Origin of the sequence: Streptomyces sp. NPDC006259 (assembly GCF_042870975.1) — a bacterium.
GTDB lineage: Bacteria > Actinomycetota > Actinomycetes > Streptomycetales > Streptomycetaceae > Streptomyces.
On sequence record NZ_JBIAHY010000004.1, the window covers coordinates 791,775 to 807,313 of the forward strand.

A 15,539-nucleotide genomic window follows, 5' to 3' on the forward strand; every position below is an offset into this window, starting at 1 on the left:
ACCCCCACCCACGGCCGGGCCCCCGGACCGGGACCACCACCCGGCCGAAGGACCCGGCCGGAAGACAGGCCGAAAGACAGGCCGGAAGACACGCCGAAGGCCGGAGGAGGGCACCCAAGATGACCCCAGACGCCGCCGAAGGCCCGGCGACCAAGGGAGGCCGCAGCCGCCGCAACTTCGCGGGCGCGCGCCCCGTGATGGCCGACGTGGCGCAACTGGCCGGCGTCTCCAAGCAGACGGTCTCGAGGGTCCTGAACGACCACCCGGCCGTCCGCCCCGACACCCGCGAGGCGGTCCTCGCGGCGATGCGCACGCTCGGCTACCGCCCCAGCCGCAGCGCCCGCTCGCTCGCCAGCGGCCGGACCCGGATGCTCGGGGTGATCTCGTTCGACGCGGCGCGCTACGGCCCGGCCTCCACCCTCACCGCGATCAACGCCGCGGCGCAGGGGGCCGGTTACCTGGTCAGCTCGATCGCCCTGGACACCGCCGACCGCGACACCGTCGTCAGGGCGGCGGACCGCCTGTCGGCGGAGGGCGCGGACGGCGTGATCGCGATCGCCCCGCAGCTGCGGGTGGCGAAGGCGCTGGCGGAGGCCCGTCTGGACACCCCGCTGGTCGTCCTGGACAACGACCTGGGCGACGGCACCCCCGTGGTCACCTCGGACGCCCGCACCGGCGCCCGTAAGGCCACCGAACACCTCCTGTCCCTCGGCCACGCCACCGTCTGGCATGTGGCGGGCCCGAAGGGGTGGGCATCGGCGGACCGCAGGACGGAAAGCTGGCGGTCCACCCTGGAGACGGCCGGCGCCCCGGTCCCCGCGCCCCTCCTCGGCGACTGGAGCGCCGACTCCGGCTACGACCTCGGCCGCGAGCTGGCGCGCGACCCCGAGATCACGGCGGTCTTCGTGTCCAACGACCAGATGGCCCTGGGCGTCCTGCGCGCCCTGCACGAGGCGGGCCGCCGCGTCCCGGACGACGTCAGCGTGGTCGGTTACGACGACATCCCGGAGTCGGCCCACTTCCTCCCCCCGCTGACCACGGTCCGCACGGACTTCACGGACATCGGCACCCGCGCCCTGCACGTCCTCCTGGACCGCATCGACGCCCCCGCGACGGCCCCGCCACCCCTGACGGTCGTCCCCGTGCACCTACGGATTCGCGACAGCACGTCGCCACCCGCACGACAACACCGAAGCCGACCCGGCCTCACCTGACCTGACGCGACCCGACCTCCCCGACCCGACCACCCCGACCCGACCTCACCTGACCTGTCGCGCCCGCCCGCCTTCGGCCTTCCGCCGGCCCCGAAGAGGACGAGCACGGTCAGCACCTACCCCGAAGGCGCCGAGTACGACACTGTGTCCTCACTGGTGGCGCCGACACGGGGGGGGGGGGCATGGCGTTGTGGGAGCAGTTGCCGGCTTTGCTGGGCGTCGTGGTCGGAGCAGCGAGTTCCTACGTGGCGACGAACATCGCGGAGCGGAACCGATGGCGACGAGGCCGAGCGGAGCGCTGGGACGTGAAGAGGCTGGAGGCGTACGCCTCCTACGCCAACACCTTGAAGCAACAGCTCAGCGTGGCGCAACGCATGGGTGCGGCAAGGGGGTTCCCGCACGCGGCGGACCCGCTGGATCCCGACCTGGGCATGACGCAGCTCGCGGAGAACGAAGCACGGCGCGCGTCCGAGTGGGAATCCGTGTTGCTGATCGGAGACGCGGAAACCATCGGCGCCGCTCGGAAGTGGCACGAAGCGGTGTGGAACGTCGAGCTGTACGCGCGCGGAGTGAAGAATGATCAAGCCGGATGGATCAGAGCCGTGCAGCAGGTGAGCCGAGCGCGTGACGGCTTCTACGCCCTGGCACGACGTGATCTGGACATCGCCGGACCGCCCCCTCCGTCAGGCAACTGGCCCCGGGCCTGGCAGCAGCAGGATGAGCCGAGCGACTGAGGACGGCCGCCGCGCCACCGGCCCACGCCCCGCTCTCGAACGCGGAGGTCGTCGACGTCTGATTCCCTGTCAGGCGCAGCGACGAGGTGGGGAAGATCGTGGTGCGCCCGGACGTTGCTTGCGGACATGCGCATCGGTGAAGCTTCCAGAGCCAGCGGCGTGAGTGCGCGATCGTTGCGTCACTACGAGGACGAGGGCCTGATCGTCCCCGGTCGCCGCGGCAACGGGTTCCGGGACTACTGCCAGTCCACCATCGACCGGGTGCTGGTCATCCGCTCGCTGCTCGCGTCAGGGCTGCCCGTACGGCTGATCAGGGAAGTCCTGCCACACCTCGCCGATGCATCCGATGTCGGCACGGAGGTGGTGTGCGCGGAGTTCCTGTCCGAGGTGCAGAGCCACCGCGATCGACTGGCCGCGCGTATCGAGGTTCTCAGCGATCAGCGGTCGGCCCTCGACGCCTACCTGCGGGAGGCCCGACGCACTGCTCCACGACCCCCGGTTGACCTTGACGCAAGTGTGAGACTCCTACGGTCCCCCCATGGAGACCGACGAGCACCGCGACACCGCCGAACAGACGGTACGAGCACTCGTCCAGCTGACACACGAGGGGCCCAAGGACCTGACACTGACGACCGATCGAAGCCGCCCGAATCCGGGGCCGGGTGAGTACCTGATCCGCGTGGGCGCCGCCGGGGTCAACTTCGCGGACGTCATGCAGACCCGAGGAACCTACGGAGGAGGCCCGCGGGCACCTTACGTGGCGGGCTTCGAGGCCGCCGGCGAGATCGTGGGCGTCGGCCCGGAGGTCGAGAGCCCGCTCCCGCTCGGCACCCACGTCGTCGGTGCCGGACCGGGCGCTTTCGCGCAGTACATGACGATGCCGGCCGCAGGTGTGATCCCCGTGCCCTCCGGTTGGAGCGACGCCGAAGCCCTCGGCCTGGTGCTGAACTGGGCGACCGCCCTGGCAGCCCTGAAGCCGCTGGGCGAGATCAGGACGGGTGAGGTGGTCCTTGTCCATGCGGCGGCCGGAGGCGTGGGACAGGCCGCCGTCCGCCTCGCTCACCATTACGGTGCCCGCGTGATCGCCACGGCGTCGCCGGCCAAGCACGACACCGTCAGGGCACTCGGCGCCGACGCGGTCCTGGACAGCGCGCACCCTCATCTGGCCGACGAGATCAAACGCCTGACCGGCGGGGTCGACCTGGTCCTGGAATCGGTGGGACGGGCCACGTTCGAGGCGAGCCTGTCGGTCACCAAACCCTTCACCGGACGCGTCATCGTCTTCGGCGCCGCGTCCGGCGACGCCACCCTGACCACGCACGACCTGATCTTCACCCACCAGGTCCAAGTCAAGGGCCTGCACATCGGCGCCCTGGCGACCGCGGCACCCTCCCTCTACCAGTCGTTGCTCCGCGAGATCGACACCCTCATCGACCAAGGAACCTACCCACCCGGCACCCCCCGGGTTCACCCCTTGGCCGAGGGACCGACAGTGCTCCGACAACTCGAAGCGGGCCAGACCCGCGGCAAACACGCCCTCGACCCCTGGTGCTAGGAAGCCCACCGCCCTTCGGACGGGCGGATGCGCCCGTACGACCATCCGCCGTCCGCCGTCCAGAGTGCTGAGGATGGCCGGCGCCCGGATCACCCGCGTATCACCTGCGCATTGCTGTGCCGAGGGACCTCAGGGGGCGCTGTCCCGGCCTTCACCTATACGCATGCCTGCGCGCGCCGGGACCCTCCATACTTCCGCAGTGGACATCTCCGACGACGGTCAAAACCTCGATCCGCAGTGGGTGGACGTCGCCAACAACGTATGTGTCGTGCTGCACGGATGCCGGAACGCCTCCACCGTGGCCCGCCACTTCGTCCGCGCGGGTTGGGGATCACGCTCGTCCTCCTGGCATGGCTACGAGGTCGAAACCCACTGGTGCCAACTGGAGATCGATCCGATGGAGAACTCCGACGTCCTCCTGAACGGGGTCGTCGATCCCCAGCGCGTCGACGAACTGGCAGGCGTACTCAACCGCATCGGCATGAGGTACTCCCTGGGACTCCACAAGGAGGACAACACCCTGATCCGAGAGATCCAAGCGCGATAACTGAGCCGCGTATGCGGCCCATGGCACCACGTCCAGGGCCGAGTCGTCTCCAGGGGGTGCTTCGTCGGGTCGGGGTCAGTCAGGCGAGGAGGTCGGCGAGGGGCTGGTTGCGCAGTGTGGACCCGGCACCTGGTCATCGACGTCTCCGGCCTTCGTGGTGTACGCGGTCATGGCGTTGCTGCGTTGCTGCGTTGCCGAACAGGATGGCCTTGATCCCTCTTCCCCGTTGCGTCGCGAATTCGTAGGGTCCCCTCATTCGGGATTGGCTCCGGGGGGGCGTGTGGCTGTTCCTGTGGCTCGAAGTCGTGTTCTGCGCGTGATCCGCGGCGTGGGTTCGTTCTTGGCGGAACTTCTGGGGGAGCTCGTCGGGGAGATGGTGCTGACGGTCATCGCCTGCCTCGCCGTGGCCGGACTGGCTCTGGCGTTCGTCTGGGGATGGGAGCGCAGCCCGCTCATCACCGGCGGTGCAGGTGGTGCCCTGCTGGCCTTCCTCAGCTATGGCGGCTGGGAGCAGCTTCGTCCTTCAAAGCCAGGGCGAGGGCGAGGGCGGCGCGGGCGACTGGCCGGCGCGGCGGCCGCCACGTTCGCCGTGGCTGCCGTATTCATCGCCTACGCCGGATCCTGCAATTGCTTCTGAGCGGAAGGGGCAGAGACAAACCTGACTGTCGTCGCGCCGGAGGGGCGCGGACCTCTTCGTCCCGAAGCAGCTTGGGCAGGGGCACTGCCCTGGGCTGGTACGGCTTTCACCTGCGTTGAAGGTCCGCGGGCGTCACAACCTGTCCCAGGGCGGTCCTCCCACAGTCGGAACGCGCACGCTTTCCAACTATGGGAGGCGTGGCGGGCTGTGTGCAAAGGCGTTCACCTGCGTTCATGGGCGGCCGGTCCTGCGAGCGACTTCCGCCTCCTGTCTCGTTGAACGATCGTGAACGGGGCTGATGAGACGGACACTGAGAGGGCGCAGCGTGCCCTACGGCCACGACAGGTCGTGGGGCAGGGTGCAGACGTCGTCGCGCATGTGCAGCCTGCGGAGATCCTGGACCAGTGCGACGGGGTAGGGATGCATTGCCCACTTGGTGAGGTAGCCGGTCTCGCCGTGCTCCTTGAGGACAGTGTGGGCCGCGACCAAAACGGTGTGAGCGAATGTGGGACGCGGATGGGTCGACTGCCACATCACCGTGCCGTCGGAGTCCGGAAGGTCAGGGCTGACGGCGATGTCGGGGAACTTGTATATGGTCACGTTGATCGCGCCATCTGCTGAGCGGAGCGCCCAGCGAAGCTCTTGGGGCTCGGCGTCGAAGAAGAACCGGGCGGAACGCTTCTGCCCATACAGCTCGCTTGTGCCTGCTACGAGGTCTGCCAACGCGTCAGTGCAGTAACTGGCGATCACCGATGCCGTCTGAGAGCCATCAGCTAGGCGGCATCGTGCCCAACCGCGGCCCACCAGTTCCCACGTCAGTTGAAGGGCGCCCTCTGCCCCCTCATCGATCGACACCGGCCCAGGCTACCGGCAGCGGTTGGCCATGAGCTTGGGAAGCTCCCACGGGGAACAGCGGGGATTCAGCCGACCGCCCACCAGGCCTCTGCGTGTTTCCCGCACGATCTGGCACGTGTCTGGCGCGAGTCATTCGTTCGCGGGCATCCTCATCTGGACCCGAAGCGGACCGAAGAGACCGGGTCTTGTCCGACCCGCATGGCCCGTGTCCAACATTCGAGGTCAAGGCCCTCTCCGTCAGCCTCCTCCCTCAGCCTGCGATCGCCCGCAAGATCGGTTGGCCGAGCGCACCGAGCCAGCCCGCGAGCGCTCCGAGCGGCCCGATCAGCCCGGTAGTGGCCGTGGCCAGCGCACCCGCCGAGGACAGCAGCCGGGTGATCCGGCCGACCCGGCCCGCCACTGCCTCCCGGTCCGGCTCCGGCCGGGCGACCTCCTCGTCCAACGAGTCCAGCTCGGCCCGCACCTCGGGCTCGATCGCAGGCGGCAACGCCGTCCGCTCGATCGACGCCCTCAGTTCCCGGACCAGGCCGCGGACCTCCTGCCCGCCCGCCGTGAAGACGGCCGACTGGCCACCGTGAACGCTCTGGTTCCCGGCGACGTTGTTGACCACGCCGCCCTGCTGGTTGCCGATGTTGAAAGCCATGGCTCCCCATCTCCTCACCGCGGCCGCCAGGACGCCCGCCGCTCGGCGTCCTCGAAGCGGCGACGCCGGGACGTCGTCACGATGTGCAGCACGATCCCGATGACCATCAGCGCCGTCCCGATGGCCGCCATCGCGAACCCGACCGCCCCTACCGGCACCCCGGCCACTTTCGGTCCCAGCAGCTCCGAAGAGGACGCGAAGTTCGAACTCTGCGACGTAATACTGTCGTTGGTGCTGACAATGAATCGAATGATCACCCAGCCGTAGATCCCGCCCCCGACCAGGAAGAGCACGAAGCCGAGCATGATCAGGTGTCGCGCCTTGGTACGGGTCGCGGCGATCTCCCTGAAAAAGCTCTCGCGCTGAGCCTGCTGAACGTAGTTGTACTGGTCCCCGGCGACATTGCTCAGCCGGTCGGCCTGCTGCGCCCCGATGTCGAACCGCCGCTCGCCGCCGGGCGGCGTACGGCCGGCCCCGCGCGGTGCCGAGCGGGGCGGCGGGCCGGAGGGTGGTGGCCCTGCGGCGGGGGCGCCGTAAGGCGTGGGCCCGGGCTCAGGGGCGGGGCCCCAGCCCGGCATGGTGTCCGAGGTGCCACCCGGGGTGCCGCCGACTCCGGGCCTCGGGGCCTGAACGGTTCGGTCGGCGGGGCGCAGCTCTTCGTAATGCACCTCCAAGGGCCCGAAATCCAGCACGTCGCCCGAGTGCAGCACCTGCTGCCCGAGTACCGGGTGACCGTTCAGCATGGTGCCGTTGGTGGAGGCGAGATCCTCGACGGTGGTCCGGCCCGAGGCCCGCCACACCACCGCGTGCCGTCGGCTGACGCCCGGATCGCCCACCTGGATCTGGCAGTCGGAGTCCCGCCCGACCAGCATCGGCTGGTCTTCGAGGACGAAGACCCGGCCGCGCAGCCGGTCCGGGCGGTCGACCACGAGGTGCGGTAGGTCACGCTCTCGCAGAGGCGGGTCCATGGCACGACCTCCTGCCTTGGCGAAGCATCCACCGTCGGACGAAACGATTCGGTCGCCTGTTCGGTGATCCTCACCTTCCAGTAAAGGCCAATCGGCCCCGCCCTGCCACAGCATCCCGGACGGCCGGAACGCGGCAGTGCGTCCGGCCGCCGTCCCCTGGGCCCGCAGCCCTCCGATCCCGACGGGTGAGCACGAAGTGGCCCCACGCCGCCCCAGACAGCGCCAACGAGACGATGACGCTCGTCACGACACAGCTGCTCGACGACAGGCCGGGTCGGCCGGCTGTGATGTGCTCCGACGTGCACTGCGTGGCTGGGCCTTCGTTGTCCAGCGCGCGGACCAGAAGCCGCCGCCCATCGGCATCGCGAATGCCCTGCACTGGGTGGCCAAGGCGTCGCTGCCACTGGTGACGCTCAAGAATCCGGCGGACATCCGGCGTGTCCTCGACTCCCTCAAGCTCACGCTGTCCGGGGCTACGGCTGCGGCCGAAACGGTACGACGCAAGCGAGCCGTCCTCTTCAACCCGCTCGCCTACGCGGTCGAGCTGGGCGAACTCCCCGAGAACCCGTTCACGCTCGTGAAGTGGAAACTGCCCACGGTGAACAAGGAAGTGGACCGCCGCGTCGTCGTGAACCCCCGGCAGGCCGGAGAACTCCTGGCCGCGATCTCGTACGTCGGCGGTTACCGCCGGGCTCGCAGGCGTCCGCTCGTGGCGCTATTCGCGCGCATGTTTTTCGGTGGTCCCCGTCCAGCTAAAGCGGTGGCGCTGCGCCGTCAGGACTACACGCTGCCGGACAGCGGATGGGCCTCGCTGATCCTCGAGAAACGCCACCCGCTCTCAGTGGCATCCGCCTGTACATACGCGAAGACCCCGGCCTCAGCGTTTCCGCTGGTGACGGGGTCTCTGGGCACCTTCTGCAAGGTGCCCCCGGCAGGATTCGAACCTGCGCACACGGCTCCGGAGGGCGATTTACCTTCGGACAAAGCAGCAGGTCCGAGGCACGTTCGGGATCGGGCGGACGTGATCTGTCCACGGGTGGTCCACGGTTCCACAACGTTGGCGTCAAACACAGTGCTGTCGGAGGGAGCATGCGGCACGGCTCGACGGCCTGTCTGTCAGCGGGGCCCGAGGGTTGAGGCGCGACGACAGCTGCGCTCCCGTATCACCAACTCCGTAGCCGTCGTCAACGTCCTCCCCCTGACCTCGACCGTTTAGACTCGGGTGAAGACGGCACTAGTAGTGCTTCGTTACGTCGGGTGATCTCGCCTGGTGATGGGCATCTTCCCTGGTATGAGGCTGGGGGAGGTGGAACGGCTCCGGGGTGAGTTATCGGGGTTCGTTGCCGAGGTGTTCGGGTCGTTGCCGCGGCGGGATCAGCGGCGGTGGGGCGAGTGTTACCTGCGGGGTCTGATGCTGGACGGCCGGCGCAAGTCGATCCAGCCGATGGCGGATCGGCTGCCGGACGGGAACATGCAGGCCCTGCAGCAGTTCGTCAACCAGTCGCCGTGGGATCCGCTGCCGGTGCGGCGGCGGATCGCCGAGCGGCTGTCCGAGGTGATCACTCCTGAGGTGTGGGTGATCGACGATGTGTCGTTCCCCAAGTGCGGCAAGGCGTCGGCTGGGGTGGCCCGCCAATACTGCGGGGCGGTTGGGAAACGGGCGAACTGCCAGGTCGCGGTCAGTGTCCATGCCGCCACCGACACCGCCTCGTGCCCGTTGGAGTGGCAGTTGTATCTGCCGCGTGAGTGGACGGACGAGCCGGACCGATGCCGCAGGGCAGGAGTCCCCGACGACGTGGTGCACCAGGAGAAATGGCGTCTCGCACTCGGCCTCCTTGACACACTCGCCGAGTGGCAGTTGAAGGCGCCGGTCGTGGTCGCTGACGCCGGCTACGGCGTCAGCACCCCGTTCCGGCTCGGTCTCGAGGAGCGAGGGCTGTCCTATGTCCTGGCCCTGACCGGGAAGGAAGTCGCCCACACGGACGATGCCGAGCCGCACCAACCTGCTTATGGCGGGCTCGGACCGCCCACTCTTCCCCGCTACCGCACCCCACCGCGAGCCGTCTGCGTCCTCGCAGCCGAGGCGGGTGCGGAGCGGTTCACCAAGGTGACCTGGAGGCAGGGGAGCAAAGGCACGATGACCTCACGGTTCGCAGTGCTGACCGTGCGGGCCGCCGGCAAGCAGTCCCTGGCCGCAGCTCAGGAGGCGGGCGGCGGCCGCAACCACTGGGACGGCGTCCTGCCCGTCCAGACACTCCTCGTCGAATGGCCGGACGGCCAGGACACTGCGACGGACTACTGGATATCGAACCTGCCCGCCACCACTCCGGTCGCTGACCTGGTGCGGTGGGCGAAGATGCGCTGGCGGATCGAGCATGACTACCGCGAGCTCAAGCATGGCCTCGGGCTGGACCACTTCGAGGGCCGCACCTGGCGCGGCTGGCACCACCACGTCACTCTCGTCACCGCCGCTCAGGCATTCCTCACCCTCCGGCGGCTCGCCCCAAAAGTCCGCACACCGGCCTGACTCTTTACCAGGTCCTTGACGTTCTTCAGGAGCTGCTGAGGTGCTGGACCGGTACCTGCACCACCTGCGGACGCCCCCTACCCCGCCCTCGGAGCAGCCGCAGACAGCCCACAACCTAACGAAGCACTACTAGGGTTGTGCAAGAAATTTTCGGACGCAGATGACGTTTATGGCTGCCCTTCGATTGTGCCTACATAGTGCTCGCCGTAACCACAAACGAGGAGTCCGCCTTACCGCCGGAGAATCCCCGACCTGCTCGGCGGCTACTCGGCGTCCTTCTCTTCCTCCATACCGTCGAGGAGTCTCCGGGCGAGGATGGCGAGCGTTTCTCCGTCCTGGGTGGCCCAGCGGGCGGTGCCCTGGTTCGCGACGGGGCGACCTTCCCATTCGGCCAGCTCCCACATCCGTGCGATGAGACCGCTGGGTGAATACGCGACGCCGTCGGCGGCCCAGACGATGGGACGTGTGCGGCTGGTGTTGGTCCACTTCGCAAGTCCTCGGCGCGGATTCGCGGCGAGCCATGCGGCCAGCGCGTCCTTCTCGGGCTGCAGGTACAGGGCCAGGTGCAGGGGCGTCCCTTCCTCCAGGGCACCGCGGTCGATGATGACATGTACAGCGTTGGGCCTGCGGCGCTTGCGCGGCTTGTTCTCTTGGCGCCGGTACTTCGCGGCGGCGTCCTCGGTGTCACCGCCTTCGAGGGCTGTCAGGACCGCGGTCACGAGGTCGGTGGTCTGCTGAGGGTCGGCACACACGCGCTGGAGACTCGTTCGGGTCCCCATCTCGTCGTCCAGGACCTGCACAAGTACCGGGACGATGCGCTTGACCAGCTCGGACACCTGATCTTTGGCCGTGGCGGCCCACGCGAGTGACTGGTCCGGCTCACCAATGCCGGCGTCCTGGGCCAGCAGTTGCCGGAACACCAGGTGAGTGGTGAGGAACGTGCCGTCGTCGATGACGGCCGCCGCGCGTCCCTCGTACTGTTCGCGTTCCGTACGCAGTGCCGTCCGCACCGCCCGCAGGACGTTCACGGCGTTCCAGGTCTCGTACACGCTGGGCACGGAGCGGAACAGGGGGTCGTAGATGCCGCTGCCGCCTCGCTCCCACAGCACGTCGGTGGAGCCGGACGCGACGAGCCGGGCCGCGAACCGGCTGCTGGTGTGGGCGCAGGCGAGCGCGCACGCGGCTTCCACGACGGAGCAGCCCTCGTCGTCCTGCGGTTCAAGTTCACTGCGGCGCACGCTGTAGACGAGGCCGAGTTCGGCGCGGAACTCGGCGATCAGCTCCGCCTGGACGGGGTCGAGGGCGATGCGGTCGCGTTCGGTGATGTGGTTCTGCCGGTTGGTGGCCTGGGTGGTGCGGTTGGCGAACTCGGCGTCGCCGCCGGTGACGATGAAACGGACGGTAACCTGGGCGAGTTCGGCGTCCTCGGCCTGCTGGGCGGCGTCGATGACGGAGCGTACGGTCTGTGCGCCGTTCACCACGCTGGCGCCGTGGGCAGTGAGGCGGACGGGGTGACGCTCCGGGAACTTCTGCGACGCGGGCACCGCGTCCACGGAGTCGCACAGGACCGTGACGCCGTTGTTGAAGTACCAGAAGTGGGACGGTTCGTCAGTGAGGGTGTCCACCAACTCCTTGTTGATGGGGGTCAGCCCCAGCGGGTTGCGGATGTTGCGGGCGAACAGCTCGTTGCCGTGCTCGGCCCAGCCCGCTATCTCCTCCGCCTGCACGATCCCCTCGTAGGAGAGGTAGGGCGAGGGCACGCTGAACCAGGGGCGCAGCGTCACTTCCAGGGTGACGGGTTCGCTTTGCTGATCTTCGCGGACCAGCGTGTGTATCTCCGGAGCGTGCAGGAACCGGTGGTCGACGTAGTCGCCGTGGGAGTTGAACTCCTTCTCACCGTTCTTGATGGCCTGTCGTACGCCGGGCGCGGGCAGCTCGGTTCCCATGAGAACGATCACCTGCGTGACCCGGGTCGCCTTCTCGCCGATGAGTTCGTGCGCTCGCTTGGCGAGTATTTGGCCGCGCGGGTTGAACTGGGCGGCCTCTCCGGAGTCGATGAGGGTCAGTCCCGCGAAGAGCTTCTGCACCGCGGTCTCGTCGGCCTTGGCCTTCCCGTTCGGGCTCCACTTGGCCTGTACGAGGTAGATGTGTGCCGTCGCGTCGTCGATGGCGATGGCGTCGATCCCCTGGTCCTGGCCTCCGTCGATGACGCAATCGGCCGCCTGCTCGGGGGTCCACCCCGTCATGATCCGCACGGCGTGCGCCGCCAGGGCGCGGGAGCGGAAGGCAGGTTTGCTCTGCTCCGGCGGCCGGTTGCCGAAGTCGCTCATGTCGATGAGGCTGGAGTACGTCTCGTCGAGGGCACGCTCGGTCTGGCGAACTTGGGTGGGGATGTCGGGCTGATGGGGAGTGATGTTCACGGTCTTCCTGTCCGGCCGGCTGCGAGCGGTGAGGGGGCGGTACGGCGGTGTCAGCCGAGGGAGTCCAGGACCACTTCGAAGCTCCGCTGCGCGTCGCCGAGGTAGTCGATGATCGAGCGCGCGATGTCGCGTGGATCACCGAAGTTGTCCGGTGCGTCCGCGAGATCGGCCCTCAGGTCAAGGCTGACACCGGGGCTGTCCAGTATCTTCCGCACGGCGTCACGGTCGTAGCGCTTGAAGCGGGACGATTCGGTACGGCCGGAGAATTCTTCCTCCCCGGGCCGGTACGCCTCCAGAAACCCCGCGAAGTCGTCCTCGGTGAGCGGGTTCTCGGTGTCCGTGTGGTGGAGGTCACGGGCGTCGTACACCCACAGCTCATCAGTGTTCGGCTCGCCGGTCGGGCGCCGCACCGCCTTGGTGAAGAAGAGCACGTTCGACTTGGAGCCGGTGTCGTAGAACATGCCGGTCGGCAGGCGCAGCAGGGTGTGTACGGTGCAGTTCTTCAGCAGCTCCCTGCGGATGGTGGCCGCCGCACCGCGATGGAACAGAACACCGTCGGGGACGAAGACGGCCGCTTTGGCGCCCTGGGGCAGGGTGATGGCCAAGTGCTGGAGGAAGTTGGCCGGGAGCGTGGCGTTCTGCGCCCAGAAGTCGTCCCGCTGCTCGGTGTTCGTCTCGACGCTCTTGAACGGCGGGTTGCAGATGGCGACGGTGGCGGCCACGTCCCGCTCGTGCCGGCGCACCAAGCGCTCCTTCACCTTGAGCGAGTCGGCGCGCAGGATCGGCGGGACGTCGTGGAACTGGCGCCCGGTGTTGAGGAGCACGTTCATTGTCGCCAGGCGGCACATCTGTACGTCGATGTCGGCACCGGCGATGGCTGAGGCGTCGACACGGTCCCCGTGCGCGACCATCTCACGGTGCGCGGCGATGAGGCTGGTGCCGACCCCGACGGCGGCATCGATCACCCTGTCGTGCGGGGTGAGGGCGAGCGCCTTGGCGATGACCTTCAGCAGGTACGGCGGCGTCAGGAACTGGCCCGTCTCCCGCTTGGCCCGGATGTCGTCGCGGCAGTCGGCGATCATCAGGGAGAAGGCTGCGCCGAGTTCATCCCGGTTCACGTCCGACCAGCGGTACGGGTCAAACTCCTCGATGATCAGCCGTCCGAGTTCCGCCATCCTGTCCACGGGCCAGGGGCGGGAGTCCTGGAAGAGGACACTGGCGATGGCCCGGCGGGGATCCTGTGGGTTCGGCCTGCCGAGGTCCGCCATCAGCCGCGTGAGGGCACCGTGCAGATCTTCACCGCTGGCGAGTACGAGGTGCGGCCAGCTGTCCGCCGGGGCGATCGGCTGACTCGCGAACATCCCTGAGCGCTGGGCGCGTTCGTGGTCAAGCTTGAGAAAGAGCAGGTATGCGATGTGTTCGGTGAACTCCAGCCGGGTTAGTGCCTTGGCGCTGGTTTTCTGCTCGAAGAAGCGCTGCCAACGCTCGAAGATCCCCCTCGCCGTCCAACGCCTCTCCGGCCCTCTCGCCCCAACACCGTCGCGCTCCGCTGCCATGCCCCACCCGTTCTAGTACGTCCCGGTCCGAGCGGATACGCCGACGGGTCGCCCGCCTGCCCGGGCAGGCGCCGACCGCGGCGACGAAGGCTCCGAGAGCACATCGGACCGGCCGATCGGGTCGCAGGCGATCAACTCCCTCCCATCGTAGGCACAAGTTCACGCTCGGTACGACGAGATAGGTTTTCGGTGACGGTGATTCCTGTTAGGCACCGGTCTCAGAGGGGCGACGGGCCAGCGGTTCTCGGAGAGCCACCGGCACGTCGTGTCTACTTGCCGTCAGCCGACGGCGGCGCGTCCTTCTTCAGAGCTCGGACCACGGCCGTGAACTCGGCCAGCGCCACTTCGAGTTCGTCGACGATCTCCTGCGCGATCACGTCCGGCGACGCGTACTGCGTGATCGCGGTAGCGTCGGACTGGAGCACCGCGAGGTCGAGGTTCACCTTCTCCCGGGCGATCAGCTCGTCGTAGTCGTACGGGCGGAAGCGGTCGCTCGGGGTGCGGTTGGTGAAGTCCCTGCCGCCGGAGTGGTAGGCGGCGACGAAGTCGTCGAGGTGCTGGCGGCCCAGCTGGCGCTGCTTGAGCGTGAATCGCTGGTCCGTACGGAAGTCGTAGACCCAGAGCTTGCGGGTGCCGGGGCGGCCTCCGGTGCGCTGGCCCGTCTTATCAAAGAATAGGACGTTGGCCTTGACGCCGTTGGCGTAGAAGATCCCAGTGGGCAGGCGCAGGAGGGTGTGGACGTCGCAGAGGTTGAGCAGGTTTCTGCGGATGCTCTCTCCGGCGCCCCCCTCGAAGAGGACGTTGTCGGGGAGGACGAGGCCGGCTCGGCCGTTGGTCTTCAGCAGGTTGTAGATGTGCTGGACGAAGTTAAGCTGCTTGTTGGTCGTCTGCGCCCAGAAGTCGGTGCGGGAGGTGTAGGACTCGCCGGTCACCGAGCCGACGCCGAAGGGCGGATTGGCGAGCACGATGTCGTAGTGCCGCTTTGGGGAGCGGGCCAGGGAGTCCTGGATGGTGATGAGCGGCTTGGCCTCGGAGCTTCCGATGCCGTGCAGCAGCATGTTCATCAGGGCGAGGCGGCCGGTCTCCCGGACAAGTTCATAACCAGTGATCGCACCCGTCTGGAGGGCCCGGCCCTTGTCGCCGTAGAGCTCGTTCTCGTAGTTCTGGACGAGGTGGGCGTGCGCCGCGATGAGGAAGCCGCCAGTACCGCAGGCCGGGTCGGTGATGGTCTCGCCGGGCTGCGGCTGCACGCAGTCGACTATGGCGTCGATGAGTGGGCGGGGCGTGAAGTACTGGCCCGCGCCGGTCTTGCGGTCCTCGGCGCCACGCTGGAGGAGGCCTTCGTAGGCGTCGCCCTTGAGGTCCTGGTTCTCGGTGGTCCAGGTGTAGGGATTGATCAGATCCTTGATCAGACGTTCGAGGACGGCAGGTTCCTGAATCTTGTTCTGCGCCTTGGTGAAGACCTCACCGAGCATGGTGCCGCCACGCTGACCGAGGTCCTTGAGGATGAACTCGTAGTGGTCGAGCAGCGCTTCGGCGGACCGGGTCATAAGGCTCTTCCAGTCCCGGCCCTCGGGTACGAGGGGTTGTTCGGGGCTGTTGCGCCGGAAGATGGCCGGACGGTTGGCGCGCTCGTCGGCCATCTTCAGGAAGAGGAGGTACGTGAGCTGCTCGACATAGTCAAGAGTGGAGACGCCTGAGTGGCGCAGCAGTTCGCAGTACGACCAGAGGCGGTTGACGAGGCTGGAGGTCGAGGCCGGGGCGGCGGGAGTGACCTTGATCTTGGCTTCAGTCGTCTGGTGGGCTGTGACCACACCGGGTGCCGATGAGGCCACCGCATCGGCAGGGCTCGCGGGGGCTGGCTTCTCGGTGCTGCTGCTCAT

Annotated in this window: 14 protein-coding genes; 8 read left to right on the forward strand and 6 right to left on the reverse strand. The window is 68.1% G+C overall.

The annotated features are described in order from the left end of the window. Nucleotides 1-119: 119 nt before the first annotated feature. The 6 genes from ACFYO5_RS20170 (at nucleotide 120) to ACFYO5_RS20195 (ending at nucleotide 4,687) form a co-directional block, all read left to right on the forward strand. Entirely contained in the window at nucleotides 120-1,214 is a 1,095-nt protein-coding gene (locus ACFYO5_RS20170) for a LacI family DNA-binding transcriptional regulator (RefSeq protein ID WP_388710238.1), read from the forward strand. Between the two features lie 182 nt (nucleotides 1,215-1,396). Then, nucleotides 1,397-1,948 (forward strand): hypothetical protein, encoded by a 552-nt coding sequence (locus ACFYO5_RS20175; protein WP_388710240.1) that lies wholly within the window; start codon nucleotides 1,397-1,399, stop codon nucleotides 1,946-1,948. Nucleotides 1,949-2,074: 126 nt separating this feature from the next. Further along, nucleotides 2,075-2,614: a MerR family transcriptional regulator gene (locus ACFYO5_RS20180; protein ID WP_388710242.1), complete on the forward strand. Its 540-nt coding sequence runs from the start codon at nucleotides 2,075-2,077 to the stop codon at nucleotides 2,612-2,614. Further along, nucleotides 2,544-3,503, forward strand: coding sequence for an NADPH:quinone oxidoreductase family protein (locus ACFYO5_RS20185; protein WP_388710449.1), 960 nt, complete (start codon nucleotides 2,544-2,546; stop codon nucleotides 3,501-3,503). The genes ACFYO5_RS20180 and ACFYO5_RS20185 overlap by 71 nt, the downstream gene beginning before the upstream one ends. A 199-nt stretch (nucleotides 3,504-3,702) precedes the next feature. Beyond that, nucleotides 3,703-4,050, forward strand: a complete 348-nt coding sequence (locus ACFYO5_RS20190; protein WP_388710244.1) for a hypothetical protein — start codon at nucleotides 3,703-3,705, stop codon at nucleotides 4,048-4,050. Between the two features lie 328 nt (nucleotides 4,051-4,378). Beyond that, complete coding sequence (locus ACFYO5_RS20195; protein ID WP_388710246.1) at nucleotides 4,379-4,687, forward strand: hypothetical protein; 309 nt, start codon at nucleotides 4,379-4,381, stop codon at nucleotides 4,685-4,687. A 330-nt stretch (nucleotides 4,688-5,017) separates the two neighbouring features. On the opposite strand, the gene ACFYO5_RS20200 is transcribed toward ACFYO5_RS20195, so the two are convergent. The 3 genes from ACFYO5_RS20200 to ACFYO5_RS20210 all read right to left on the reverse strand — a co-directional run bounded on the left by ACFYO5_RS20200 (nucleotide 5,018) and on the right by ACFYO5_RS20210 (nucleotide 7,153). After that, nucleotides 5,018-5,542 (reverse strand): hypothetical protein, encoded by a 525-nt coding sequence (locus ACFYO5_RS20200; RefSeq protein WP_388710248.1) that lies wholly within the window; start codon nucleotides 5,540-5,542, stop codon nucleotides 5,018-5,020. Between the two features lie 250 nt (nucleotides 5,543-5,792). Continuing rightward, nucleotides 5,793-6,185 carry a hypothetical protein gene (locus ACFYO5_RS20205; protein WP_388710250.1) on the reverse strand — a complete coding sequence of 131 codons (393 nt, stop codon included), beginning with the start codon at nucleotides 6,183-6,185 and terminating at the stop codon, nucleotides 5,793-5,795. Between the two features lie 14 nt (nucleotides 6,186-6,199). Next, on the reverse strand, nucleotides 6,200-7,153 hold the full coding sequence (locus ACFYO5_RS20210) for an FHA domain-containing protein (RefSeq protein WP_388710252.1): 954 nt from the start codon (nucleotides 7,151-7,153) through the stop codon (nucleotides 6,200-6,202). 382 nt (nucleotides 7,154-7,535) lie between these two features. Between ACFYO5_RS20210 and ACFYO5_RS20215 the strand changes: the two genes are divergently transcribed. Together ACFYO5_RS20215 and ACFYO5_RS20220 are read left to right on the forward strand one after the other, a co-directional pair. Further along, nucleotides 7,536-8,369: a hypothetical protein gene (locus tag ACFYO5_RS20215; RefSeq protein ID WP_388710254.1), complete on the forward strand. Its 834-nt coding sequence runs from the start codon at nucleotides 7,536-7,538 to the stop codon at nucleotides 8,367-8,369. Nucleotides 8,370-8,444: 75 nt separating this feature from the next. Further along, nucleotides 8,445-9,680 (forward strand): IS701 family transposase, encoded by a 1,236-nt coding sequence (locus ACFYO5_RS20220; protein ID WP_388710256.1) that lies wholly within the window; start codon nucleotides 8,445-8,447, stop codon nucleotides 9,678-9,680. A gap of 263 nt (nucleotides 9,681-9,943) precedes the next feature. On the opposite strand, the gene ACFYO5_RS20225 is transcribed toward ACFYO5_RS20220, so the two are convergent. The 3 genes from ACFYO5_RS20225 to ACFYO5_RS20235 form a co-directional block, all read right to left on the reverse strand. Continuing rightward, nucleotides 9,944-12,100 carry an AIPR family protein gene (locus tag ACFYO5_RS20225; protein WP_388710258.1) on the reverse strand — a complete coding sequence of 719 codons (2,157 nt, stop codon included), beginning with the start codon at nucleotides 12,098-12,100 and terminating at the stop codon, nucleotides 9,944-9,946. Between the two features lie 50 nt (nucleotides 12,101-12,150). Next, entirely contained in the window at nucleotides 12,151-13,656 is a 1,506-nt protein-coding gene (locus ACFYO5_RS20230; protein ID WP_388710260.1) for a class I SAM-dependent DNA methyltransferase, read from the reverse strand. Nucleotides 13,657-13,925: 269 nt separating this feature from the next. Further along, the gene (locus tag ACFYO5_RS20235) at nucleotides 13,926-15,539 is read right to left on the reverse strand and encodes an N-6 DNA methylase (RefSeq protein WP_388710262.1); all 1,614 of its coding nucleotides are present in this window, start codon (nucleotides 15,537-15,539) and stop codon (nucleotides 13,926-13,928) included.

Bases quoted from the DNA above. Each gene is read 5' to 3' on its own strand.
- ACFYO5_RS20205 (WP_388710250.1), bottom strand. From the start codon at position 6,185: ATGGCTTTCAACATCGGCAACCAGCAGGGCGGCGTGGTCAACAACGTC.
- ACFYO5_RS20235 (WP_388710262.1), bottom strand. From the start codon at position 15,539: ATGAGCAGCAGCACCGAGAAGCCAGCCCCCGCGAGCCCTGCCGATGCG.
- ACFYO5_RS20210 (WP_388710252.1), bottom strand. From the start codon at position 7,153: ATGGACCCGCCTCTGCGAGAGCGTGACCTACCGCACCTCGTGGTCGAC.
- ACFYO5_RS20230 (WP_388710260.1), bottom strand. From the start codon at position 13,656: ATGGCAGCGGAGCGCGACGGTGTTGGGGCGAGAGGGCCGGAGAGGCGT.
- ACFYO5_RS20175 (WP_388710240.1), top strand. From the start codon at position 1,397: ATGGCGTTGTGGGAGCAGTTGCCGGCTTTGCTGGGCGTCGTGGTCGGA.
- ACFYO5_RS20220 (WP_388710256.1), top strand. From the start codon at position 8,445: ATGAGGCTGGGGGAGGTGGAACGGCTCCGGGGTGAGTTATCGGGGTTC.
- ACFYO5_RS20170 (WP_388710238.1), top strand. From the start codon at position 120: ATGACCCCAGACGCCGCCGAAGGCCCGGCGACCAAGGGAGGCCGCAGC.
- ACFYO5_RS20180 (WP_388710242.1), top strand. From the start codon at position 2,075: ATGCGCATCGGTGAAGCTTCCAGAGCCAGCGGCGTGAGTGCGCGATCG.